Source organism: Micromonospora sp. NPDC005324 (assembly GCF_040607155.1).
Lineage (GTDB): Bacteria > Actinomycetota > Actinomycetes > Mycobacteriales > Micromonosporaceae > Micromonospora > Micromonospora trifolii.
In genome coordinates this window covers 86,044-108,214 of sequence record NZ_JBEXGE010000025.1, presented here as the reverse complement: position 1 = coordinate 108,214, position 22,171 = coordinate 86,044, and the positions used below count along the sequence as shown (strand labels likewise).

The 22,171-nt window shown below is 72.4% G+C and carries 24 protein-coding genes and 2 pseudogenes; 6 read left to right on the top strand and 20 right to left on the bottom strand.

Features of this window, described 5'->3' with window-relative positions; all coding sequences use genetic code 11:
• Window positions 1-440: 440 nt before the first annotated feature.
• Window positions 441-1,733 carry a tyrosine--tRNA ligase gene (gene tyrS, locus ABZS40_RS24500; protein WP_354945746.1) on the bottom strand — a complete coding sequence of 431 codons (1,293 nt, stop codon included), beginning with the start codon at window positions 1,731-1,733 and terminating at the stop codon, window positions 441-443.
• A 99-nt stretch (window positions 1,734-1,832) separates the two neighbouring features.
• Between tyrS and ABZS40_RS24495 the strand changes: the two genes are divergently transcribed.
• Window positions 1,833-2,222, top strand: a complete 390-nt coding sequence (locus ABZS40_RS24495) for a PaaI family thioesterase (RefSeq protein WP_354945736.1) — start codon at window positions 1,833-1,835, stop codon at window positions 2,220-2,222.
• A gap of 22 nt (window positions 2,223-2,244) precedes the next feature.
• Here the strand turns inward: ABZS40_RS24495 and ABZS40_RS24490 are convergent, their stop codons facing one another.
• The 4 genes and pseudogenes from ABZS40_RS24490 to ABZS40_RS24475 form a co-directional block, all read right to left on the bottom strand.
• Window positions 2,245-3,582 carry a hemolysin family protein gene (locus ABZS40_RS24490; protein ID WP_354945735.1) on the bottom strand — a complete coding sequence of 446 codons (1,338 nt, stop codon included), beginning with the start codon at window positions 3,580-3,582 and terminating at the stop codon, window positions 2,245-2,247.
• 204 nt (window positions 3,583-3,786) lie between these two features.
• A complete protein-coding gene (locus ABZS40_RS24485; RefSeq protein WP_354945734.1) occupies window positions 3,787-4,428 on the bottom strand; it encodes a hypothetical protein in 642 nt (213 codons plus the stop codon).
• A 9-nt stretch (window positions 4,429-4,437) separates the two neighbouring features.
• Entirely contained in the window at window positions 4,438-4,938 is a 501-nt protein-coding gene (locus ABZS40_RS24480) for a GNAT family N-acetyltransferase (RefSeq protein ID WP_354945733.1), read from the bottom strand.
• 46 nt (window positions 4,939-4,984) lie between these two features.
• Window positions 4,985-5,680, bottom strand: a pseudogene (locus tag ABZS40_RS24475) (serine hydrolase); the annotation flags it as partial.
• Between ABZS40_RS24475 and ABZS40_RS24470 the strand changes: the two are divergent.
• Window positions 5,643-5,864 carry a hypothetical protein gene (locus ABZS40_RS24470; protein WP_354945748.1) on the top strand — a complete coding sequence of 74 codons (222 nt, stop codon included), beginning with the start codon at window positions 5,643-5,645 and terminating at the stop codon, window positions 5,862-5,864. The pseudogene ABZS40_RS24475 and the gene ABZS40_RS24470 sit on opposite strands and share 38 nt — an antisense overlap.
• Here the strand turns inward: ABZS40_RS24470 and ABZS40_RS24465 are convergent.
• Window positions 5,814-6,395, bottom strand: a pseudogene (locus ABZS40_RS24465) (serine hydrolase domain-containing protein); the annotation flags it as partial. The gene ABZS40_RS24470 and the pseudogene ABZS40_RS24465 overlap by 51 nt on opposite strands.
• A gap of 115 nt (window positions 6,396-6,510) precedes the next feature.
• The gene (locus ABZS40_RS24460; protein WP_354945731.1) at window positions 6,511-7,014 is read right to left on the bottom strand and encodes a helix-turn-helix domain-containing protein; all 504 of its coding nucleotides are present in this window, start codon (window positions 7,012-7,014) and stop codon (window positions 6,511-6,513) included.
• A 128-nt stretch (window positions 7,015-7,142) separates the two neighbouring features.
• On the opposite strand from ABZS40_RS24460, the gene ABZS40_RS24455 reads away from it, so the two are divergent.
• The gene (locus ABZS40_RS24455; RefSeq protein ID WP_354945730.1) at window positions 7,143-8,015 is read left to right on the top strand and encodes a universal stress protein; all 873 of its coding nucleotides are present in this window, start codon (window positions 7,143-7,145) and stop codon (window positions 8,013-8,015) included.
• Here the strand turns inward: ABZS40_RS24455 and ABZS40_RS24450 are convergent.
• The 5 genes from ABZS40_RS24450 to ABZS40_RS24430 all read right to left on the bottom strand — a co-directional run bounded on the left by ABZS40_RS24450 (window position 8,008) and on the right by ABZS40_RS24430 (window position 12,039).
• Window positions 8,008-8,643, bottom strand: a complete 636-nt coding sequence (locus tag ABZS40_RS24450; RefSeq protein WP_354945728.1) for an FMN reductase — start codon at window positions 8,641-8,643, stop codon at window positions 8,008-8,010. The genes ABZS40_RS24455 and ABZS40_RS24450 overlap by 8 nt on opposite strands.
• Window positions 8,640-9,782 carry an LLM class flavin-dependent oxidoreductase gene (locus ABZS40_RS24445; protein ID WP_354945726.1) on the bottom strand — a complete coding sequence of 381 codons (1,143 nt, stop codon included), beginning with the start codon at window positions 9,780-9,782 and terminating at the stop codon, window positions 8,640-8,642. The genes ABZS40_RS24450 and ABZS40_RS24445 overlap by 4 nt, the downstream gene beginning before the upstream one ends.
• A gap of 164 nt (window positions 9,783-9,946) precedes the next feature.
• Window positions 9,947-10,222, bottom strand: a complete 276-nt coding sequence (locus tag ABZS40_RS24440; protein ID WP_354945725.1) for a ubiquitin-like small modifier protein 1 — start codon at window positions 10,220-10,222, stop codon at window positions 9,947-9,949.
• A gap of 2 nt (window positions 10,223-10,224) precedes the next feature.
• Window positions 10,225-11,310 carry an exo-alpha-sialidase gene (locus tag ABZS40_RS24435; RefSeq protein ID WP_354945724.1) on the bottom strand — a complete coding sequence of 362 codons (1,086 nt, stop codon included), beginning with the start codon at window positions 11,308-11,310 and terminating at the stop codon, window positions 10,225-10,227.
• 87 nt (window positions 11,311-11,397) lie between these two features.
• Window positions 11,398-12,039, bottom strand: coding sequence for a DNA-3-methyladenine glycosylase (locus tag ABZS40_RS24430; protein ID WP_354945723.1), 642 nt, complete (start codon window positions 12,037-12,039; stop codon window positions 11,398-11,400).
• Between the two features lie 177 nt (window positions 12,040-12,216).
• On the opposite strand from ABZS40_RS24430, the gene ABZS40_RS24425 reads away from it, so the two are divergent.
• The 3 genes from ABZS40_RS24425 to ABZS40_RS24415 all read left to right on the top strand — a co-directional run bounded on the left by ABZS40_RS24425 (window position 12,217) and on the right by ABZS40_RS24415 (window position 13,630).
• A complete protein-coding gene (locus ABZS40_RS24425) occupies window positions 12,217-12,672 on the top strand; it encodes a hypothetical protein (protein ID WP_354945722.1) in 456 nt (151 codons plus the stop codon).
• An 86-nt stretch (window positions 12,673-12,758) separates the two neighbouring features.
• Entirely contained in the window at window positions 12,759-13,184 is a 426-nt protein-coding gene (locus tag ABZS40_RS24420; RefSeq protein ID WP_354945721.1) for a DNA-binding protein, read from the top strand.
• Between the two features lie 92 nt (window positions 13,185-13,276).
• Complete coding sequence (locus ABZS40_RS24415; protein ID WP_124818781.1) at window positions 13,277-13,630, top strand: MmcQ/YjbR family DNA-binding protein; 354 nt, start codon at window positions 13,277-13,279, stop codon at window positions 13,628-13,630.
• Between the two features lie 43 nt (window positions 13,631-13,673).
• Here the strand turns inward: ABZS40_RS24415 and argH are convergent, their stop codons facing one another.
• The 8 genes from argH to argC are packed head-to-tail and all read right to left on the bottom strand — an operon-like array spanning window position 13,674 to window position 22,144.
• The gene (gene argH / locus ABZS40_RS24410) at window positions 13,674-15,137 is read right to left on the bottom strand and encodes an argininosuccinate lyase (RefSeq protein WP_354945744.1); all 1,464 of its coding nucleotides are present in this window, start codon (window positions 15,135-15,137) and stop codon (window positions 13,674-13,676) included.
• 14 nt (window positions 15,138-15,151) lie between these two features.
• Window positions 15,152-16,357: an argininosuccinate synthase gene (locus ABZS40_RS24405; RefSeq protein ID WP_354945720.1), complete on the bottom strand. Its 1,206-nt coding sequence runs from the start codon at window positions 16,355-16,357 to the stop codon at window positions 15,152-15,154.
• Window positions 16,354-16,869, bottom strand: a complete 516-nt coding sequence (locus tag ABZS40_RS24400; protein WP_354945719.1) for an arginine repressor — start codon at window positions 16,867-16,869, stop codon at window positions 16,354-16,356. The genes ABZS40_RS24405 and ABZS40_RS24400 overlap by 4 nt, the downstream gene beginning before the upstream one ends.
• Complete coding sequence (gene argF, locus ABZS40_RS24395; RefSeq protein WP_354945718.1) at window positions 16,866-17,849, bottom strand: ornithine carbamoyltransferase; 984 nt, start codon at window positions 17,847-17,849, stop codon at window positions 16,866-16,868. Before argF ends, ABZS40_RS24400 begins: the two co-directional genes overlap by 4 nt.
• Window positions 17,846-19,075 carry an acetylornithine transaminase gene (locus ABZS40_RS24390; RefSeq protein ID WP_354945717.1) on the bottom strand — a complete coding sequence of 410 codons (1,230 nt, stop codon included), beginning with the start codon at window positions 19,073-19,075 and terminating at the stop codon, window positions 17,846-17,848. The genes argF and ABZS40_RS24390 overlap by 4 nt, the downstream gene beginning before the upstream one ends.
• Window positions 19,072-19,977, bottom strand: coding sequence for an acetylglutamate kinase (gene argB / locus ABZS40_RS24385; RefSeq protein ID WP_238679569.1), 906 nt, complete (start codon window positions 19,975-19,977; stop codon window positions 19,072-19,074). Before argB ends, ABZS40_RS24390 begins: the two co-directional genes overlap by 4 nt.
• Entirely contained in the window at window positions 19,974-21,146 is a 1,173-nt protein-coding gene (argJ, locus tag ABZS40_RS24380; protein ID WP_354945716.1) for a bifunctional glutamate N-acetyltransferase/amino-acid acetyltransferase ArgJ, read from the bottom strand. The genes argB and argJ overlap by 4 nt, the downstream gene beginning before the upstream one ends.
• Complete coding sequence (gene argC, locus ABZS40_RS24375) at window positions 21,143-22,144, bottom strand: N-acetyl-gamma-glutamyl-phosphate reductase (RefSeq protein ID WP_354945715.1); 1,002 nt, start codon at window positions 22,142-22,144, stop codon at window positions 21,143-21,145. Before argC ends, argJ begins: the two co-directional genes overlap by 4 nt.
• Window positions 22,145-22,171 lie beyond the last annotated feature (27 nt).

The window sequence follows — 22,171 nt, the reverse complement described above, 5'->3', positions numbered from 1 at the left end:
CCCCGACGCTTTCAGCGCCAGGCACTTTTACTACGTTACCCGCTCGTTTCCGCCGTGTCAAACCGATATCTCGCGGTTCGTCGTGCTTCACCCGATAATGCGGGCACCATGTCGTAACCGGCTTGCGCCGTTCTCGTCATGGATTCGGTAGGCCGGCCGTCGCGGTTTCCCGCGACCCGCCCGGTGCCCTACCGGTTCGTAACCATACCCGGTCGGTTTCGCCGCGCCAAATCCGCCTCGCGGCGTTTCTGGTGGCACCTCCCGGTTGGGGGCTCCGGTAGGCGTACCCACCCGACCCCCAGGCCGTTGACCTGCGCTCCGGCCGTTTTGGGCTTTCGCCTGTTTCGTCCGTTCCGCGCTGGCAGAGAGAAAGTTACGCGTCCGGCGGGATGATCGTCAAATCCGCCGGACGCGTCCCCCGTCACATCGTCGACAGGCGGCTATTCGCCCAGCTCAACGCCCGCGAACGAACGTTTTCCTCGGCGCAGCACCAGGTATCGCCCATGCAGCAGGTCGGCCGGCGACACCCCGGCGTCCACAGCGGTCACCCGGTTGTTGTTGACGTAGGCGCCGCCCTCGGCGATCACCCGACGGGCCTCCTTGAGGCCACTGACCAGACCGGAGTCGCGCAGCAGACCCGCCACATCCGGCAATTCGCCGGAGAGGCGTACGAGACCCGCCTCCGTCAGGGCCGCGCGCAGGGTTTCCGGCGCCAGCTCGTCCAACGATCCGCGGCCGAAGAGCGCCTGGCTCGCGGCGATCGCCTGTCGGGTCTCGTCGGCGCCGTGCACCAGGGTGGTCAGCTCCTCGGCGAGCGCCCGCTGCGCCAACCGGGCCGCCGGCCGTTCGGCGGTCGCCTTGGCCAGCTCTTCCAGCTCATCCCGGGTCCGGAAGCTGAAGTACCGCAGGTAGCGGTCCACCTCCTGGTCCTCGACGTTGAGCCAGAACTGGTAAAAGGCGTACGGGCTGGTCATCGTGGGGTCGAGCCAGACGGCGCCGCCCTCGCTCTTGCCGAACTTCGTGCCGTCGGACTTGGTGACGAGCGGCGTCGTGAACGCCTGCACCGGCCCTGCGCCCCGCCGGCGTACGTAGTCGACGCCAGCGGTGATGTTGCCCCACTGGTCGGAGCCACCGAACTGGAGCTGACAGCCGTGCCGGCGGTGCAGCTCGAAGAAGTCGTTGCCCTGAAGCAACTGGTAGCTGAACTCGGTGAAGCTGATGCCGGTCTCCAGGCGGGCCCGCACCACCTCCCGCGCGAGCATCTTGTTCACCGGGAAGTGTTTGCCCACGTCGCGGAGGAACTCGACCACCGACATCTCGCCGGTCCACTCCAGGTTGTTGACCAACTGGGCCGCGTTCTCGCCGGAGTACGACACGAACGGCGCGAGCTGGTCACGGATGCGCTCGACCCATCCGGCGATCACGTCGGGCGGGTTGAGGGTCCGTTCGGCGCTCTCCTTCGGGTCACCGATCTGCCCTGTCGCCCCACCAACAAGCAGCAACGGGCGGTGGCCGGCGAGTTGCAGCCGGCGGGCCGTGGTGACCTGCATGAGGTTGCCGACGTGAAGGCTCGGGGCGGTGGGGTCGAAGCCCACGTAATAGGTGGCGGCAGTCCCGCTGTCGAGCAGCTCGCGCAGCTCGTCGAGGCCGGTCGAGTCCTGTATCAGGCCACGCCAGAGCAGGTCGTCGGTCAGGGAGTCCCGCCCGGGCGGCGGAGGGCTGCTGTCGGTCACGGTCACCGATTCTCCCCCATCCCCGGCACCGACCCGTACCGGGTTTGGCGCAACCCGCCCGGCTAGGCTTGCGCCCCGCTGATCGAGGAGGGATTTGCCATGGAGATTCCGGATCTGACGGGCGGTTTCGTCGCCCTGCTCGGCCTCACGTTCGAGGAGGCCAGCGCCGACCGGGTGGTCATCAGCTGGCAGGTCCGCCCGGAGCTGCACCAGCCGTTCGGCATCCAGCACGGCGGGGTGTACTGCTCGGTCGTGGAGACCGCGGCCAGCGTGGGCGGCTCCCTCTGGCTGGCCGACCGGGGCACAGTGGTCGGGGTGTCGAACCAGACCGACTTCCTGCGGGCCGTCCGGGACGGCGAGCTGAGGGCGGTCGGCACCCCCGTGCACCGGGGCCGCAGCCAGCAGCTGTGGCAGGTGGAGATCACCGATGCCGACGAGCGGCTGGTGGCCCGTGGTCAGGTCCGGCTGCAGAACCTCTCGCCCGCCTGAGCCACGGGACTCGCCGGACGGATCAACTGCGCGCCTCGTCCAGCACCGGCTCCGCGGCCTGGTCGGTGTCGGCGTCGCCGTCGGCTTCATCGGGTACGCGGCTGACCCGTACCTCGGTGATCGCCCGGTGGTCGATGCCAGCAACCACCAGCACCCAACCGTCCAGCGTGACGTCCTCCCCGGCGACGGTGGGGATGTGTCCGAGCCGGGCCAGCACCAGCCCGGCGACGGTGGTGTAGTCGCCATCCGGGCGCGACGGCAGCTCGACGCCGATGTCCGGGAGGTCGTGCACCGGGAAGGTGCCGGGCAGCAGCAGCGCGCCGTCGGGGTCGCGCCGCACCGAGCGCACATCCCGGTCGGTCTCGTCGTAGATCTCGCCGACGATCTCCTCCAGGATGTCCTCCAGCGTCACGATGCCGTCGACGGCGCCGCGCTCGTCCACGACGAGCGCGATGTGCTGACGCTCGGCCTTGAACTGGCGCAACGCGTCCACCACCGGTAGCGAATCGGGCAGCAGCATCGGCGGTCGGGCGATCTCGTCGACCGGGCGGTCGTCGGGCACGCCCACCAGGTCACGCAGGTGGATCACTCCGGCCGTGTCGTCCAGGCCGCCGTGGCGCACGACCGGAGCCCGGGAGTGCCCGGTGGCGGCCAGCACGAGTCGCGCGGCCTCCGCTGTGGTCCCGCTGTCGAGCGTGAAGACCTGCAACCGGGGTACGAGGACAGCCCGCAACCGCCGGTCGGCGATCTCGACGGCGCCCGCGATGATGATGCGCTGCTCCTTGGTGAAGCCGTGGTTGCCGGCGACGATGTCGCGCAGCTCGTCCGGGCCGATCTCCTCCGGCTGGTGTTTGGGATTGAGCCCGGCCAGGCGGACCACCACGTCGCTGGTGGCGCCGAGCGCCCAGACGGCTGGCCGGGTGAGGCTGGCGAGCAGGTCGAGTGGGCGGGCCACCAGCAGCGCCCACCGCTCGGCGGACTGCATGGCGATCCGCTTGGGCGCCAGCTCACCGAAGACCAGGGTGACGAAGGTCAGCGCGAGGGTGACCACCACGATCGCCGCCGTCTCGGCGGCGCCGCCGAACACCCCGAGCAGCGGGACCAGGGGTTTGGCCAGCGAGACCGCCGCGGCGGCGGAGGCCAGGAAACCGGCGAGGGTGATGCCGATCTGGATGGTGGCCAGGAAGCGGTTCGGGTCCTTGGCGAGCCGGGCCAGCACCCGTCCGGCGCGGCTGGTGCGCTCCAACCGCTGGATCTGGCTGTCTCGCAGCGACACCAACGCCATCTCGCTGCCCGCGAAGAGCGCGTTGATCACGACCAGGACTCCGACCAGGGCCAGTTGGCTCCCGTAGCTCTGCACGCCCGGTTCGCTCCCTCGTGGTGGTGGCACCGGCCGCTACGCGCGGCACCGGCCGGTCGGCGAGCCCGCCCGGCGTAGGCGTTCCTTTGCCCCGTCCGACGCCGGCCGAATCCTGCCCCGGCGACGCTACGCCGACTGGGGCGTCCGTGACGCTACGCCGACTGGGGCGTCCGTGACGCTACGCCGACTGGGGCTTCCGTGACGCTACGCCGACTGGGACGTCGGTGACGCCGGCAGGTCGAGGACGTACGAGTCGCCCTCCGGGCGGAAGCCGAGCCGGTGGTAGTAGGGGGCGACCATCCGGGGCGGGCTGACCACCCGGTGGAAGCCCCGTTCGGTGAACAGGTGGCTGCGCCGGTAGACGAACTCGCCCGGGGTGAAGTCACGGAACTTCGGGGTCACGTAGTCCAGGTCGATCTGGGCGACGCCGGACGCCTCGGCGTGCGACAGCACCACCCCGACCACCTCGTCGGCAGTGACCACGAGGAACGCCGAGCGCCCCGACGCGTCCGGGTCCCAGTGGAAGCCGGGGTTGAACCGGGCGATGTCGGCGGCGTGCACCCGCAGCGTGTGCGCGAGGAACTGGTCGCCGACGCCGACCTCCACCACCTGGTAGGTCTTCTCGTCGTGCCGGGTGGCGAGCATCCCGCGCAGGTACCAGATGTTGATCACCGCGAGCACGACGTTGAGCCCGACGCCGGGCCAGACCTCGATCGCGGCGTTGTAGCCGATCAGCACGAAGCAGCCGATGAGGTTGAGCGCCCGCAACCGCAGGATGCGCGACTGCAGCAGCGACCAGACCAGCACCGCGGAGCCGGCCCAGCCGACGAGATCCAACCAGTTCACGCCGCGAGACTAGTGCCCGCCCAGGTCAGGGCCGTCGGCGGGCAGCTCGAGCAGCCACTCCTCGACGTCTTCGCCGCGGCCGTTGGCGTACCCCGAGTCTTCACCGACCACACCGAACCCGCACTTGCGGAGCACCGCGAGGGAGGCGGCGTTGTCCTTGGCGGCGCGGGCGTACACCGGGCGGGGCAGCTCGCGCAGCAGGGCGGCCAGGGCCGCCGTGGCGTGACCCCGACCCCAGCGCTCCGGGTCGATCCAGTAGCTGACCTCGGTCCGCCCCTCGGCCGGGAAAGCGCTCACGTAGCCGACGACCTCGCCGTCGACCTCGACGGTGCGGACCAGGTTCGCCGGGTTGGTGAGCACCCGGGCCCAGTGTGCGGCGAACTCCCGACGGTCGGACGGGTCCTTGGGGCCGAACGCCGCCATCCGGTTGGCCTCCGGGTCCTGCTGGTGCAGGAAGAACTCGACGAGGTCGTCCTCACGGACCGGACGCAGCAGCGGATCGGAGGTCATTGGCCGAGGGTACGCAACGGCTGTGACACGAGGCGGCGGCGCGGAGTCAGCCGGCGACGGCGACGACCGCCAGCACGGCGGCGCCCAGGGAGCTCGCCACCGACAGCAGTCGACGCCACGGCACCTGCGCGTCGACCATCGGCAGGGTGCGCCACCGGGTCGCCGCCAGGGCCACCCCCGCCGCCGACAGGCCGGCCCCGAGCGGCCACAGCCAGGCCGGCACCACCGACCAGTCCCCCAACCGGTGCCCCAATCCCAGATAGGCGAACGCCCAGACCGCCGCCGCCAGCAGCGTCACCTGGTCCAGTTGGCGACGGCGGGCGGTGCCGAGCAGGGAGAGGCCGCCGAGGAAGGTGAAGGCCACCGCGAGACCGGCGCCGATCCACGGCAGCACCATCGACGCCGCTGAGTCGGCCTCCCTCTGTGGCATCCCGAGCAGCCGCAGCCCGATCGGCTCGACGCCCTTGTCGGTGTTGCCGAGCACCACCACAGCACGGCCGGTGGCCCGCTCGAAGCCCACGTAGGACCGGAACCCGCCGGTAGCGCCGTTGTGCCAGACCACCTCGCGATCGCCGTGCCGGGTCGTGAACCAGCCGTACCCGATGCGGGTGTCGTCGTCCTCGCGGAAGCGGGCGGTGGCGGCGTCTGCGCCGGGCGCGGTGCCGGCGAGGGTCGCGGCGAGCAGCCGGCCGAGGTCCTCCGCCGTGGACCAGGGGCCCGGCACCGGCCGGCGCGTAACCGGCTCCCGCCCACGCTTCGAGCGGCCGGCCGCCGGCCCGGCTGCCCTGGGCGCGGCCGGCCGGCAGGTCGTCGTCGCGGGTGGCGACGACGGTGGCCGTCATGCCGAGCGGCCCGAGCAGCCGGGCGTGCAGCAACTCGGGGTACGCGACGCCGGCCTTCGCGGCGAGGGCGTGACCGAGCACTGACGGCCCGAGGTTGGAGTAGTGGACCTCGCCGCGCTCGTCGTCGTCGGTGCTGACCCGGTCGGCGGCGCTGCGGATGGTGTCGACGCCCTGCCCGGCGTAGGGGTTTCCGCCGGAGACGTTGGACCAGAGGATGCGTGCCCACCCCAGCGGCGAGCCGGGGGCGAGCCGGGGCAGGCCGGCGCGGTGGCTGGCGAGTTCGGCGAGCGTGACGTCGCGTGCGGGGCCGGTGACCTCGGGCCAGGCGCTGCCGAGCCGGTCGTCGGGGCCGACGACACCGGCGGCGACCTGGTCGGCAAGGAGCATGCCGGTGAGCGCCTTGGTGACCGAGCCGATCTCGAACGGGGTGCCGGGCTCGACGGGCTGACCGGCGGGGTCCCGGTCACCCAGGCCGGCGGTGCGGATCCGGCCGTTCTCGACCAGGGCCACGGCAAGCCCACGGCGCCCCGACGGATCGGGCGTGGCCGACCGTGCGGCGGCGGCCAGATCGTGATCGCCGGTGGTCTGCGCGCCGAGCCGGGGCACCCGAGGCATCAACGCCACCCCGACCAGGCCGGCGATCAGTGCGATGAGGAGGGTGGTGACTGTCGTCCGGCGCATGGTGGCTCCTCAGATGGGATCGTCGGATGGGCGGCCGAGCCGCGTGTGCTCAGCGGCCAGCGGCGGTGAGGATGGCCAGCAGCGGCACCACGCGTTCGGCGGGAACCGCGTACCGACCTCGGCCGGCGCTGCGCAGCCAACCGGCGGCGGTGATCTGGCGCAGGTGGTGATGCAGTTGGCCGGTGGTGCCCAACTCCTCGATCTCGGCCAGCTCGCTGGTGCTCTGCCGGCCGCCGATGATCTCCCGCAGCAACCGCAGCCGCACCGGGTGGGCCAACGCGGAGAGGGTGCTGGCCAGCTCCGTCCAGTCGGCGGCGAGCAGGTCGTCGACAGTGCGGCCGTACTGCCAGTCGTAGTGCTGGCCGGCGACGCGGACGGTGCCGGTGTAGAGCACCGCGCCCGTCCCGTCGGGTGGCAGACGCTGTTTGAGGCCGTCGAGCGCCCAGAAGGTGCCCTCGGGCGCGGGCGGCGTCGGCGGTGCGGTGGCGAGCCGTTCGCTCAACGCGGCAACCTGTGCCTCCAGCGCGGCGAGCCGGTCTTCCACGGTGTCCATACGTCGATACTACGAACATACGTAATTACGTGCAAGTGCCAAGTCGACGCGCCGCCGGGACCGGCGCGTCCGGCCGTTGCGGCGCGGCCGAGCGGTCGACAATGACCTGACCGACCCAGGGAGCGCGGATGAACCGACCTGTCGTGGTGGGCGTGGACGGATCGCCGTCCAGCCTCGTCGCCGCCGAACACGCGGCGCGGGCCGCCCTGCTCCGGTCCCGACCGCTGCTCCTGGTGCACGGCTACCTGCATCCGGCCGGCTACGGGGTGCCGCTCAACCCGTACGACCTCGGGGTGCCGGCGCCGTCCGAGGAGGCGCAGCAGATGTTGGAGCGCACGGCGGCCGAGCTGACCGGTCGGTGGCCCGGCCTCGCCGTCGAGGTGCGCCAGGTCCTCGGCGGCCCGGGGGCCACAGTGATCGAGGAGTCCCGGCGGGCCGAGCTGGTAGTGGTGGGCAGCCGTGGCCTGGGCGGGTTCACCGGGCTGCTGCTCGGCTCCGTCGGCGCGCAGGTGGCCGCGCACGCGCACTGCCCGGTGCTGGTGGTCCGCCCGGACGAGCAGCCGATCCCGGTGGACGGCCCGGTGCTGGTGGGCGTGGACGGGTCCGAGCCGTCCCGACTCGCCGTGGGCCTCGGCGCCGACGAGGCGGCGCTGCGGGACGTGCCGCTGGTGCTGGTGCACGTCGGCCCTCCGGACGGGGACCGGACGGTGCCCGAGGAGGTCGAGGAGTCGCAGGCCGCGCACCAGGCCGAGGCGGTGCGACTCCTGGCCGACGCCTCGGCCGCGGCGCGCGCCGAACACCCCGACCTGGTGGTGCGTGAGCATCCGGTCCGGGCGGCCGGCGCGGCCCAGGGGCTCGTCGAGGCCAGCGGCATGGCGTCGCTGCTGGTCGTGGGCACCCGGGGCCGGGCCGGGTTCGCCGGTCTGTTGCTCGGGTCGGTCAGTCAGGCGGCGATCCAGCACGCGCACTGCCCGGTGCTGGTCGCCCACCCGGTCAGCTGACCGGCGCGCCGTCACCTCGGCCGAGCATCTGCAGGAAGTCGGTGGTGAGGGCGAACGGGTCGGCCGGCCCGGTGGCCGGTGGCCGGCGCTCGATCTGGTCGGCCAGCTCCCCGGCGGCGCGCCGGATCCGCGCGCGCAACGCGCCGTCAGCGGTGCCGTCGGACCAGTCCTCCGGGGCGGCGAAGACAGCGGTCGGGACGACCACCGACCGGAGGTAGGCGAACATCGGGCGGACGGCGTGTTCCAGTGCCAACGAGTGCCGGGCGGTGCCGCCGGTCGCGCCGATCAGCACCGGCCGGTCGACCAGCGACTCGGAATCCAACACGTCGAAGAAGGACTTGAACAGCCCGTTGTACGAGGCGCTGAAGATCGGGGTGACGGCGATCAGCCCGTCCGCCCCGGTCACCGTGTCGACGACCTCGCGCAGCGCTGCCGGCGCGAACCCGGTGAGCATGTTGTTCACCACGTCGTGGGCGTACTCGCGCAGGTCGACGACGTGCAGCTCCACGTCGGAGCCGCGCCGGACCACCTCGTCGCGGGTGGCCGCGGCGAGCTGGTCGGCGAGCAGCCGGGTCGACGAGGGCTGGCTCAGCCCCGCCGAGACGACGGCCAGGGTGCGGCGGGTCATCGGGTCGCCCCCTCCGGCGCCTTGCCCGTCACGTCGTCGACGGCGTGCACGGTGCTGTCCTTGGCGCCGCCCGCGGCGGCGATGAGCGAGGCGTGCGTCGGCGCCGCCGGCACGTGCGCCGGACGCAGCGCGGCGAACTCCTTGCGCAGCACCGGCACGACCTCCTCGCCGAGCAGGTCGAGCTGCTCCAGCACGGTCTTCAGCGGCAACCCGGCGTGGTCCATCAGGAACAGCTGCCGCTGGTAGTCACCGACGTAATCGCGGAAGCCGAGGGTGCGGTCGATGACCTGCTGCGGGCTGCCCACTGTCAGCGGGGTCTCCCGGGTGAACTCCTCCAGCGACGGCCCGTGCCCGTAGACCGGGGCGTTGTCGAAGTAGGGCCGGAACTCCCGGACCGCGTCCTGCGAGTTGCGGCGCATGAAGACCTGCCCACCGAGGCCGACGATCGCCTGGTCGGCGGAGCCGTGGCCGTAGTGCGCGTACCGCTGGCGGTAGAGCGCGATCATCCGCTGGGTGTGCTCCTTGGGCCAGAAGATGTGGTTGGCGAAGAAGCCGTCGCCGTAGTACGCGGCCTGCTCGGCGATCTCCGGGCTGCGGATCGAGCCGTGCCAGACGAACGGGGGCAAGCCGTCGAGCGGGCGCGGCGTCGACGTGAACGACTGCAACGGGGTGCGGTACTTGCCCTTCCAGTCGACCACGTCCTCGCGCCACAGCCGGTGCAGCAGGTCGTAGCTCTCGATGGCCAGGGGGATGCCGGCGCGGATGTCCTTGCCGAACCACGGGTAGACCGGGCCGGTGTTGCCGCGGCCCATCATGAGGTCCACCCGCCCGCCGGAGAGGTGCTGGAGCATCGCGTAGTCCTCGGCGATCTTCACCGGGTCGTTGGTGGTGATCAGCGTGGTGGCGGTGGACAGCAGCAGCCGCTCGGTGCGCGCCGCGATGTAGCCGAGCATGGTGGTCGGTGACGACGGCACGAACGGCGGGTTGTGGTGCTCGCCGGTGGCGAAGACGTCCAGACCGACCTCCTCGGCCTTCACCGCGATCGCGACCATCGCCTTGATCCGCTCATGCTCGGTCGGCTCCTGGCCGGTGGTCGGATCGACAGTGACGTCACCGACGGTGAAGATTCCGAACTGCATGACCAGCTCCTCGCGTGTCAACCGGGTGCCGTCGTGGTACCCGGACGCAGCTCACAACTTATTTGACGACGCAACTATTCCGTCGGTGGGACGTCTCGCAGTGGCGCCGGTCACGCCCGTAACCGGACATGGCGTCGGAGAACCCCTCGGTGGCGGAGGCCCGGTCAGCCGCCCGCCACCGAGGGCAGCACCTGCACCTCAGCGCCGTCCTTGACCGGGGTGGCCAGACCGCCGGAGTGCCGGCAGTCTTCCCCGTCCACGAAGACGTTGACGTAGCGGCGCAGCTCGCCACGCTCGTCGCGGATGCGCCGGGCCAGCCGGGGGTACGCGACGGCCATCTCGTCCAGGACCGCCCGCAGCGTCCCGGCGGCGGTGACGTTCAGCCGACTCGCGCCCCCGGCCTCGCCGCGCAGCGGGCCGGGCAGCAGCACGGTGACCACGCTCAGACCTCCGCGACGCGAACGCAGAGCACATCGGGCAGGTGCGCCGCGACCGACGACCAGGAGTCGCCCTCGTCGCGGCTGGCGAAGACCGAGCCGGAGCGGGTGCCGAAGTAGACCCCACCGGGGCTGGCGTCGTCGGCGCACATCGCGTCCCGGAGAACCGCCGGATAGAACGGGCCCTCGGGCAGCCCGACCGACAGCGGCTCCCACTTGCCGCCGGCGTCGGCGGAACGGAACACCCGGCAGCGGTGGTCGGTCGGGAACCGCTCGCCGTCGGCCACCAACGGGAAGGTCCACACCATGCCGCCGCGCCCCGGGTGGGCCACCATCGGGAAGCCGAAGTCGCTGGGCAGCCCATCGGCGATGGAGGACCAGGTGCGGCCGTCGTCATCGGAGCGGTAGACGCCGTGGTGGTTCTGCGCGTAGAGCCGCTCGGGGTTGCCCGCGTCCCGGGCGACCTTGTGCACGCACTGGCCGAACTCCGGCCACTCGTCGGGCATGAAGTAGGCGCGGATGCCGGTGTTGCCCGGCGCCCAACTCGCCCCGGCGTCCTCCGAGCGGTAGACCCCGCCGGTGGACATGGCGACCAGCAGCCGAGCCGGGTCACGCGGGTGCGGCAGCACCGTGTGCACGGCCTGACCACCGAAGCCGGCCTCCCACTGGGGCCGGTGCGGGTGGTCCCAGAGGGAACGGACCAGCTCGAAGCTGCGGCCGCCGTCGGTGGACTTGAACAGTGCCGAGGGCTCGGTGCCGGCCCAGACGACGTCCGGCTCGTCGGGGCCGGCCGGCATCAGCTGCCAGACCCGCCCGAGGGAGACGCCGGTGTCGGCCGGGAACGCGACCGGCGCCTGGTCGGGCTCGTCCCAGGAGGCGCCGAGGTCGTCGCTGGTGGCGACGCTGGGGCCGAAGTGTGAGCTGGTCATGCCGGCGAGCAGCCGCGGGGTGGAACGACGGGTGTCGACAGCGACCGCGTAGACACCGGTCATCGGAAAGTGCGGACCGGTGATCTCCCAACTGCGCCGGTCGTCGGTGCTGGTGGCGAGAAACAATCCCTTGGCTGTGCCGATCGCGAGCAGCGTTGCCATGACGTCCTCCGAACCGTCGGTGAGCAGGTCCGGTGATTATGGCCACACCCCCCGACAACCTCCGCCACCCACACGCCGGGGGCGCGCTCAGCGCCGGATGCGGGGCACGTGCCGGCGGTACGCGCTGACAGTGGGGTCGCCGTCGAGCCAGAACCGCCACTGCAGGTCGTGCGCGCCGGTCACGCCGACCCGGGGGCCCGCGACCACCGTCTCCGGCGGCACCGGCCGGGCCGGGGGGCGCAGGCGGACCGGGCCGTCACCGAGCAGGTACGCCCCGTACGCCTCGCGGTCGATGCCGAGCGCGGAGCAGAGCCGGGCGGGCCCACGGGCCAGATCCACGTCGCGCCGGATGGCCGGCCGGCGCTCCCGTGCCGTGGCCAGCCCGTCGACCACCTCACCGGCGCGCAGCAGCACGGCGGAGGCCTCCCCCTCGACCCCGGTGACCACGTTCACGCACCAGTGCATCCCGTAGGTGAAGTAGACGTAGGCGTACCCGGCGGGGCCGAACATCACGGCGTTGCGCGGGGTGCGGCCCCGATGGGCGTGCGAGGCGGGATCGCCGCCACTTCCCGCGTACGCCTCGACCTCGGTGATCCGGGCGGTGACCCCGCCGGCGTACAACCGGCAGCCCAGCAGCCCGCGCGCCGCCGGCAGCAGTGGGCCGGCGAGCAGGTCCGCCAGCACCGCAAGATCGGCGTCGGTGGTGGGGTCACCGGGCAACAGGTCCATGACCCGAACGGTACCCAGCGTTCCGCCCGCCATCCCGCCGCCGGATCCGGCCGGGTCACCGGAGGCCACCCGGTGTTCACCGTCTCGCCATTTCAGGAGCCGAAACCCGCCTCGGGACCGACGGGTGTTACGGGTGCCGTCGCAGGGCGCGACGGCGCATCCGGAGGGGAAACAACAATGACCGTACGCAGAATCCGTCGACCTCTCATCGCCATCGTCCTGGCCGCGGCCGGCGCCTCGCTCGTCCTCGCCCCGTCGGCCAACGCCAACGCCCCGCTGCGGGCGGCTGCCGCAGTCGACGGCGCCCCGCTGACGGCGGTCGCGCTCAGCGGCAGCGGCAAGATCGACGCCAGTGGCGCGGCGGTCTTCGTCCCGATCACCCTGACCTGCTCGCAGAGGACGGGGGTCGACCTGACGGTGAAGGTCGCCCAGGCGATCGGGGAATCGATGCGGACCGGTACGACCACCCGGAAGGTGGTCTGCGACGGGACCACCCAGAGGGTGCGGATCGCGGTGACCGCGACGGACCTCCCGTTCGCTCCTGGCGTGGCGTTCGGCGTGGTGACCGGGAACTCCTGTGACGCCTTGTGCAACTCGCTCACGGACGAGCACCGGTTCGAGTTGGCGCTCTGACCCAGGGCGTGGCGGCACGGCCCAGCCGCGCCGCCACGCTTCAACAAAATGTTGACAAGAACGCGTTCATAGGCTGTGCTCGGGATATGACGACCGAGAATCTGTTCACTGCGCCGGACCCGTCCCGCGCCCGCGCCCACCGCACCTACGAGGCGCTGCAACGCATCAGCGAGCGGCACGCCGGCACCGAAACTCAGCGCGGGCGCTGGGCCCACCCGCACGTACTGGACCCGTGGGAGGCGGTGGCCCTGGTCACCGCGCTGGCTGCGGGCGGAGCCGAGCGGGAGCCGGCCGAGGAACCGGTCGACGCTGCCGACCTCACCGCCGCGCTGACCCTGCTGCCACACGTGCGCGCCGAACTGGACGCCCTGGAGGCCGGCCTGCTGACGCTGGCCCGCGACCGGGGGCTGACCTGGCAGGCGATCGCGTACGGGCTGGGGCTGGGAAGCGCACAGGCGGCCCGACAGCGCTACGAGCGGGTCGCCTCCCGCTCGGCCGAGCAGACCGGCTGATCCGGCGCGTCCCGAACCGACGCCCGGATCGGCACGCCGCGCCTGCGACGGCGGTTGGGCGGGCACACTGTGCGCACGACGAGGAGGCACCCATGGAGCGCGCGGAGATGTTGGCGTACTGCCTGGCCAAGCCGGGAGCGTGGCTGGACCAGCCGTGGGAGGGCGACGAGGTGGTGAAGGTGGGCGGCCGGATCTTCGCGTTCCTCGGCAGCGACAGTGGCAAGCCGACGGTCGGCATCAAGTGCGGGCCGACCAGGGAGGTGGCCGACGAGTGGCTGCACCGGCACCCCGACGACGCCAGCGTGATGGCCTACATCGGCCGGTCCGGGTGGAACACGCTGCGCCTGGACGGCGGGATCGACGACGAGGAGCTGACCGAGGCTGTCGACTCGTCGTATGACATGGTGGTGGCCAAGCTCCCCAAGCGGGAGCGCCCGACGGCCTGAACCGCCGCGGCGCCGGCGGCCAGCGCCGACGCCACGGCGCAGCTCAGCGCGGAACGACCCGCTCGGCGGCCCACTCCCGCCAGCTGGCCAGCCGGTCCGCCGCGGCGGCGAGCTGGTCGGCGACCGGGCCAGGCCCGGTGGAACCGGGGGTGGTCCGGGCCGCGAGAGCCGAACGGACCGAGAGCACGTCCCGCACCGACGGGTCGAGGTGCCCGCTGATCGTGGCCAGGTCCTCGTCGGAGACGTCGTTCAGCTCGCACTCCCGAGCCGCGCAGAGCGCCACCAGCTGGCCGGTGATCTCGTGCGCGTCGCGGAACGGCACGTTGCGTCGGACCAGCCAGTCGGCGACCTCGGTGGCGAGGGAGAAGCCGACCGGGGCGGCGGCGACGAGGCGGTCCACCCGGACCGTCATCGTGGAGATCATTCCCGCCAGGGCGGGAAGCAGCAGCTCCAGCGTGTCGACCGCGTCGAAGGCCGGCTCCTTGTCCTCCTGCATGTCCCGGTCGTAGGTCATCGGCAGGCCCTTGAGCATGGTGAGCACTGTCATCAGGCCGCCGACCAGACGCCCCGACTTGCCCCGGGCCAGCTCGGCGATGTCCGCGTTCTTCTTCTGCGGCATGATCGACGAGCCGGTGGCGAAGGAGTCGTCCAGCTCCACCCAGCCGAACTCGTGCGAGGTCCAGAGCACCACCTCCTCGCCGAGACGGGACAGGTGCACCCCGATCAGGGCGGTGGTGAAGAGGAACTCGGCCACGAAGTCCCGGTCGGCGACGGCGTCCATCGAGTTGGCGAACGACGTACGGAAGCCCAGCTCCTTGGCCACGGCCATCGGGTCCAGTGGGAGCCCGGAACCGGCCAGGGCGCCCGCGCCGAGCGGGCTGATCGCCGCCCGGTGGTCCCAGTCGCGCAGCCGCTCCAGATCGCGCAGCAGCGGCTGCACGTGGGCGAGCAGCCAGTGCCCGAAGGTGACCGGCTGGGCGTGCTGGAGGTGGGTCATGCCCGGCGCGGCGGTGTCGATGTGCCGCTCGGCCTGCTCGACCAGCGCCTCGGCCAGCTCGACCAGGCGGCTGGCCACGCCCCGGGCGTGGTCGCGCAGATAGAGCCGCAGGTCGGTGGCGACCTGGTCGTTGCGGGACCGGCCGGCGCGCAGCTTGCCACCGAGGCTGCCGAGACGCTCCAGCAGACCCCGCTCCAGCGCGGTGTGCACGTCCTCGTCGTCGATGGTGGGGCGGAACGAGCCGGAGGCGCAGGCGGCCTCCAGGTCGTCCAGCGCGGCCAGCATCCGGCCCAGCTCCTCCGGGTCGAGCAGGCCGGCGCCGGCGAGGACCCGGGCGTGCGCCCGGGAACCGGCGATGTCGTACGGGGCCAGGCGCCAGTCGAACTGCACACTCACCGACAGTCGGGCGAGCGCCTCGGCGGGGCCACCCGCGAACCGGCCACCCCAGAGGCTCGTCCGGTTGGTGGCGGCGCTGTTCTCGGTCAGGCTCTTGTCGTCCACCCCGCCCATTGTGGTCCCCATGGTCAGTGCCCTCCCAGCCGGGCGTCCCGAGCGGCGGCCATCCGACTCGGCAGCCCCCACAGCTGCACGAAGCCCTTGGCCAGAGACTGGTCGAAGGTGTCGCCGGTGTCGTAGGTCGCCATTCCGAAGTCGTAGAGGCTCGCCTCGGAGCGCCGGCCGGTCACAGTGGCCCGGCCGCCGTGCAGGATCATCCGCACCTCGCCGCTCACCTGCCGCTGCGCGTCGTCGATGAACGCGTCCAGCGACGCCTTCAGCGGCGAGAACCACAGCCCGTCGTAGACGAGTTCGCCCCAGCGCTGGTCGACGCCCTTCTTGAACCGGGCCAGGTCCCGCTCGACGGTCACCGCCTCCAACTCCTGGTGGGCGGTGATCAGCGCGATCGCGCCGGGCGCCTCGTACACCTCGCGGCTCTTGATGCCGACCAGGCGGTCCTCGACCATGTCGAGCCGGCCCACGCCCTGGGCGCCGGCGCGCCGGTTGAGCTCCAGGATCGCCTGGTACGGGGTGACCGTCTCACCGTCGATCGCCACCGGCACACCGCCGTCGAAGGTGATGACGACCTCGTCGGGGTCGCGCTCCTGGGTCGGGTCGGAGGTGTACGAGTAGAGGTCCTCGACGGGGGCGTTCCAGATGTCCTCCAGGAAGCCGGTCTCCACCGCACGACCCCACAGGTTCTGGTCGATCGAGTAGGGGGACCTGGCCGACACGTCGATCGGCAGCCCCTTCTCCTCGGCGAAGGCGATCGCCTTGTCCCGGGTCCAGGCGAAGTCCCGGGCCGGCGCGATGATCTTCAGGTCGGGGGCGAGCGCGTTCAGGCCCACCTCGAACCGCACCTGGTCGTTGCCCTTGCCGGTGCAGCCGTGCGAGACGATGGTGCCGCCGTGCTTGCGCGCCGCCGCCACCAGGTGCTTGACGATCAGCGGCCGGGACAGCGCCGACACCAGGGGGTAGCGGTCCATGTAGAGCGCGTTGGCCCGGATGGCCGGCAGGCAGTAGTCGGCGGCGAACTCGTCGCGCGCGTCCACCACCTCGGACTCGGCGGCGCCGCAGTCCAGCGCACGCTGCCGGATGGCGTCGAGGTCCTCGCCGCCCTGCCCGACGTCGACAGCTACCGCGATCACCTCGGCGCCGGTCTGCTCGGACAGGTACGGAATGGCGACGGAGGTGTCCAACCCGCCGGAGTACGCGAGCACGACCCGCTCGGTCATGACGTGGTGGTCCCTTCAACGGTGTCGTCCCGGCGGGCCCAACCGGCGAGCTTGTCTCCGAGTGCGGCCCCGCCGACGGCCTCACGTGCCACGACGAGGATGGTGTCGTCGCCGGCGATGGTGCCGACGATCTCGGGCAGGCCCGCCCGGTCCAACGCGCTGGCCAGGTACTGGGCTGCGCCCGGCGGTGTCCGCAGCACGGCGATGTTGCCGCTGGAGTCGACCCCGTTGAGCAGTTCGCGCAGCAGCCGTACCAGCCGGGCCGGCGCGGCCTCGGCGTCGCGCAACGGTCGCTGCCCGTCCTCGGGGATCAGGTAGACGGCCGGGCCGTCGCCACCGCGCACCTTGACCGCGCCCAACTCCTCCAGGTCCCGCGAGAGGGTGGCCTGGGTGACGCCCACGCCGTCGGCGGCGAGCAGGTCGGCCAGCTCGGTCTGCGACCGGATCGTCCGCTCGCGGATCAGCTCCACGATCCGGGCGTGCCGGGCCGCGCGGGTCAGCGGGGCGGTCATCGGGACCCTCCGGTGGCGGCGTCGCCGGTCGCGTCGCCACCCGTCGCGTCGCCCCCCGTCGCGGTGCCCAGCAGGAACGTCAGCAGCGCCTTCTGCACGTGCAGCCGGTTCTCCGCCTGGTCGAAGACCGCGCTCTGCGGGCCGTCGAGCACCTCGTCGGTGATCTCCTCGCCACGGTGTGCGGGCAGGCAGTGCAGCACTATCGCGTCCGGCGCTGCCTGACCGAGCAGCTCCTTGTTGATCTGGTACGGCAGGAACGGGGTGATCCGGTCCAACCCGTCGGACTCCTGCCCCATCGACGTCCAGGTGTCGGTGGCCAGCACGTCGGCGTCGCGTACCGCCTGGGCCGGGTCGGTCAGCACCCGCACCGACCCGCCGGTCTCCGCCGCGATCTGGGCGGCCCGTTCCACAACGGTCGCGTCGGGCGCGAACCCGGCCGGGCCGGCGATCCGCACGTGCATACCGGCCGTCGCCCCGGCCAGCAGGTACGACTGCGCCATGTTGTTCGCGCCGTCGCCCACGTACGCCAGGGTCCGGCCGGCCGTGCCACCGCACCGCTCCCGGATGGTGAGCAGGTCGGCCAGCAGCTGGCACGGGTGAAAACCGTCGGTGAGCGCGTTGACCACCGGGACGGTGGCGCCCGCCGCGACCTCGGCGATCCGCTCGTCACCGTGGGTCCGCAGCACGATCGCCGCGACGTAGCGGGACAGCACCCGCCCCGCGTCGGCGAGCGACTCACCGCGACCGAAGTGGGTGACCTGCGTGTCCACCACCAGGGGGTGCCCGCCCAGCTCGGCGATCCCGGCGTCGAACGAGATCCTGGTCCGCAGGCTCTGCTTGTCGAAGAGCACCGCCACCGAGCGGGGGCCGACCAGCGGCCGGTGGCCGAACCGGTCCGCCTTCATCCGCGCCGCCAGGTCGAGGACCGTGGACTGCTCGGCCGGTGAGAGGTCGTCGTCACGCAGGAAGTGCCGGGTCATCGAGTCGTCCCCGTCGTGGTGGTCAGAGTGGCTGGTGCGATCTGCGCGCCGGCGGCCGCCGGGGCGGTCACGTCCAGTGCGGCGGGCAGCGCCGCGAGGAAGGCGTCCGCCTGGGCGGCGGTGAGGATCAGCGGCGGCGCCAGCCGGATCACACCCGGCTGCACCGGGTTGACCAGGAAGCCGGCCTCCCGCAGAGCCTCGGTCAGCACCGACGACACCGGCGCGGTGAGCGCCACGCCGAGCAGCAGACCGGCACCGCGTACGCCGCCGATCAGCGGGTGGTCGAGCGCCTCGATGCCGCGACGCAGCCGCTCACCGACCCGCTTGACGTTGTCGAGCAGGCCCTCGTTGGCGATGGTCGCCACCACGGCGAGCGCCGCCGCGCAACTGACCGGGTTGCCGCCGAACGTGGTGCCGTGCGAGCCGGGGGTGAGCAGGTCCGCGGCGGGGCCGAAGGCCAACGTCGCGCCGATGGGCAGCCCGCCACCCAGCCCCTTCGCCAGGGTGACCACGTCCGGCTCCACACCCTCGGCCTGGTGCGCGAACCAGTGCCCGGTACGCCCGACCCCGGTCTGCACCTCGTCGAGGACCAGCAGCGCGCCGTGTCGGGCGGTGATCCGCCGGGCCGCGGCGAGATAGCCGGCTGGCGGGACCAGCACGCCGTTCTCACCCTGGATGGGCTCCAGGATCACCATGGCGGTGGCGTCCGAGACGGCCGCGTCGAGGGCGGCGACGTCGCCGTAGTCGACGTGGGTCACCTCGCCGGGCAGCGGCCGGAACGGGTCGGCCTTGGCCGGTTGGCCGGTCAGCGCGAGGGCGCCCATGGTGCGGCCGTGGAAGCCGCCCCTGGTGGCCACCACGTGGGTGCGGCCGGTGCGCCGGGAGAGCTTGAACGCCGCCTCGTTCGCCTCCGCGCCCGAGTTGGCGAAGAACACCCGGCCCGGCCGGCCGGCGAGCGCCAACAGCAGCTCGGCGAGGGCGACCGGCGGCTCGGCCACGTAGAGGTTGGAGACGTGCCCGAGGGTCGCGACCTGCTTCGACACCGCCGCCACCACGGCCGGGTGGGCGTGACCGAGGGCGTTGACCGCGATGCCACCCACCAGGTCGAGGTACTCCCGGCCGGCGTCGTCGACCACGACGGCACCGGCACCGGAGACCAACGCCATCGGCGGCGTGCCGTAGTTGTCCATCATGGACTGCTTCCACCGCTGCGCCAACGTGCTCATGTCGCGTCCGTCCCGTCTCCCGGCACCACCATCGTTCCGAACCCCTCCGAGGTGAACACCTCAAGCAACGTCGAGTGCGCCACCCGACCGTCGACGACGTGCGCGGCGGGCACTCCCCCACGCACCGCCCGCAGGCAGGCCTCCATCTTCGGCACCATCCCCGACTCCAGGCTGGGCAGCAGCTTGGCCAGGTCGTCCGCGGCGATCTCGGAGACCAGACTGGTGGTGTCCGGCCAGTCCGCGTACAGGCCGGCCACATCGGTGAGCACTACCAGCTTGCGGGCCCGCAACGCGATGGCCAGCGCGGCGGCGGCGGTGTCCGCGTTGAGGTTGTGCAGCACCCCGTCCACGTCCGGCGCCACCGTGGAGATCACCGGAATCCGACCGGCCTCGATCAGGTCGGTCACCGCTGACACGTCGACCGACTCGACGTCCCCGACCTGGCCCACGTCGACCGGCAGCCCGTCCACGTACGCCGGACGCCGCACCGCCGTGAACAGCCGGGCGTCCTCGCCGGAGAGGCCGACGGCGTACGGACCGTGCGAGTTGATCAGACCCACCAGCTCCCGGCCCACCTGACCCACCAGCACCATCCGGACCACGTCCATCGCCTCGGCGGTGGTCACCCGCAGACCACCCCGGAACTCGCTGGCGATGCCGAGGCGACCCAGCATGGCGGAGATCTGCGGACCACCTCCGTGCACCACCACGGGCTTCAGGCCGGCGTAGCGCAGGAAGACCATGTCGGCCGCGAACGCCCGCTGCAACTCCGGATCGGTCATCGCGTTGCCGCCGTACTTGACCACCACCGTCGAGCCGGAGAAGCGTGCCAACCAGGGCAGCGCCTCGATCAGGGTCTCCGCCTTGACCTGGGCGCGAGCCAGATCGCTACTGAGACTCATGTGGAGTAGGCCGAGTTCTCGTGCACGTACGCGTGGGACAGATCGTTGGTCCAGATCGTGGCGGCCGACGTACCCGCGTGCAGGTCGATCCGGATGGTCACGTCCCGCCCGGTCAGGTCGACCTTCGAGCGGTCCTCGGCGGCGGCCCCGCCCCGGCACACCCACACCCCGTTGACCGCCACGTCCACCTCGTCCGGCTCGAACGCGGCGGCGGTCGTGCCGACGGCGGCGAGGATCCGACCCCAGTTGGGGTCGTTGCCGAACAGCGCCGTCTTGACCAGGTTGTTGCGGGCCACCGTACGGCCCACCTCGACCGCCTCGTCCTCGTCCGCCGCGCCGACCACGTCGATGGCGATCTGCTTGGTGGCACCCTCGGCGTCGGCCACCAACTGCTGGGCCAGGTCGTGACAGGCCGCGGTGACGGCGGCGGCCAACTCGGCCGGCGTCGGCTCGATGCCGCTCGCCCCGCTGGCCAGCAGCAGCACCGTGTCGTTCGTGGACATGCAGCCGTCGGAGTCGACCCGGTCGAAACTGACCCGGGTGGCCGCCCGCAACGCCTCGTCCAGCGTCGCCGGCCCGGCCACCGCGTCGGTGGTCAGCACGCAGAGCATGGTGGCCATCCCGGGCGCGAGCATCCCGGCGCCCTTGGCCATGCCGCCGACCGTCCAGCCACTCCCCCGGGCCACAGTGGTCTTCGGCCGGGTGTCCGTGGTCATGATCGCCTCGGCGGCGGCCGCGCCACCGTCGCGGGACAGCCCACGGATCGCCGAGCGGACGCCCGGCAGCAGCTTCGGCATCGGCAGCCGCTCACCGATCAGGCCGGTCGAGCAGACCGCGACCTCACCGGCGCCGAGGATCAACCCGGGGCTGACCGATGTCAGCGCGGCGGCGGTGTGCTCGGCGGTGGCGTGCGTGTCCTGGAAGCCGGCCGGGCCGGTGCAGGCGTTGGCCCCACCGGAGTTGAGCACCACGGCGCGGACCACGCCGCCCTGCACCACCTGCTGGGTCCAGAGCACCGGCGCGGCCTTGACCCGGTTGGTGGTGAAGACGCCGGCCACTCCGGCGTTCGGGCCGTCGTTGACCACCAGGGCGACGTCCGCGCCGCCGCTGGTCTTGAGGCCGGCGGCCACACCGGCCGCCCGGAACCCCCGAGGGGTGGTGACACTCACGGCGCGGTCCCCCAGATCGACAGGCCCGTCGTCTCCGGCAGGCCGAGCATCAGGTTGGCGTTCTGTACGGCCTGACCGGCCGCGCCCTTGCCCAGGTTGTCCAACGCGCTGAGCACGATCAGACGACCCGAGTCGACGTCGACGGCGGCCTGCAGGTGACACGAGTTGGAGCCCACTGTGGCAGCGGTGTGCGGCCAACGGCCCTCCGGCAGCACGTGCACGAACGGCGCGTCCGCGTACGCCCGCGCCAGCACCTCCTGCGGGTCGACGCCGCGCGCCGGCACCGCGGTGACCGTGGCCAGGATGCCGCGCGGCATCGGCGCCAGGACCGGGGTGAACGACAGGCCGGTCGCGCCGGTGGCCTGCTTGATCTCCGGGACGTGCTGGTGGGTGCCCACCCGGTACGGCGACAGGTCGCCCATCACCTCGCTGGCCAACAGGTGCGGCTTGGCCGCCCGGCCGGCGCCGGAGGTGCCGGAGGCGGCGACCACCACCACGTCGGCGGGGCTGGCCGCGCCGTCGGCGATCAGCGGCGCGAGGGCCAGGGTGATCGCGGCGGCGTAGCAGCCGGTGTTCGCCACCCGGGTGGAATCGGCGATCAGCTCCCGCTGACCGGGCAGCTCGGGCAGACCGTAGGTCCACTGCCCGGCGTGCGTGCCGCCGTAGTACTGGGCCCAGGCGTACGGGTCGGCGAGCCGGTGGTCGGCACCCAGGTCGACGATCCGCACCTCGGCCGGGAGCTGGGCCGCGAGGGCAGCCGACTGACCGTGCGGCAGGGCCAGGAAGACCAGGTCCGCGTCGGCCAGGGTGGTCGAATCGGTCTCGCCGAGCACCAGGTCGAGCCCGGTGAGCTGCGGGTGCACCACGTCGACGCGGTGCCCGGCCTGGCTGTGCGCGGTGGCGGCGACCAGGTCGAACTCCGGGTGCCCGGCGATCAGGCGCAGCAGCTCGCCCCCGGCGTACCCGCTCGCCCCGGCGACCGCGATGCGAATCCCCATACCTACCTCCGCATGACTATGCAGAGA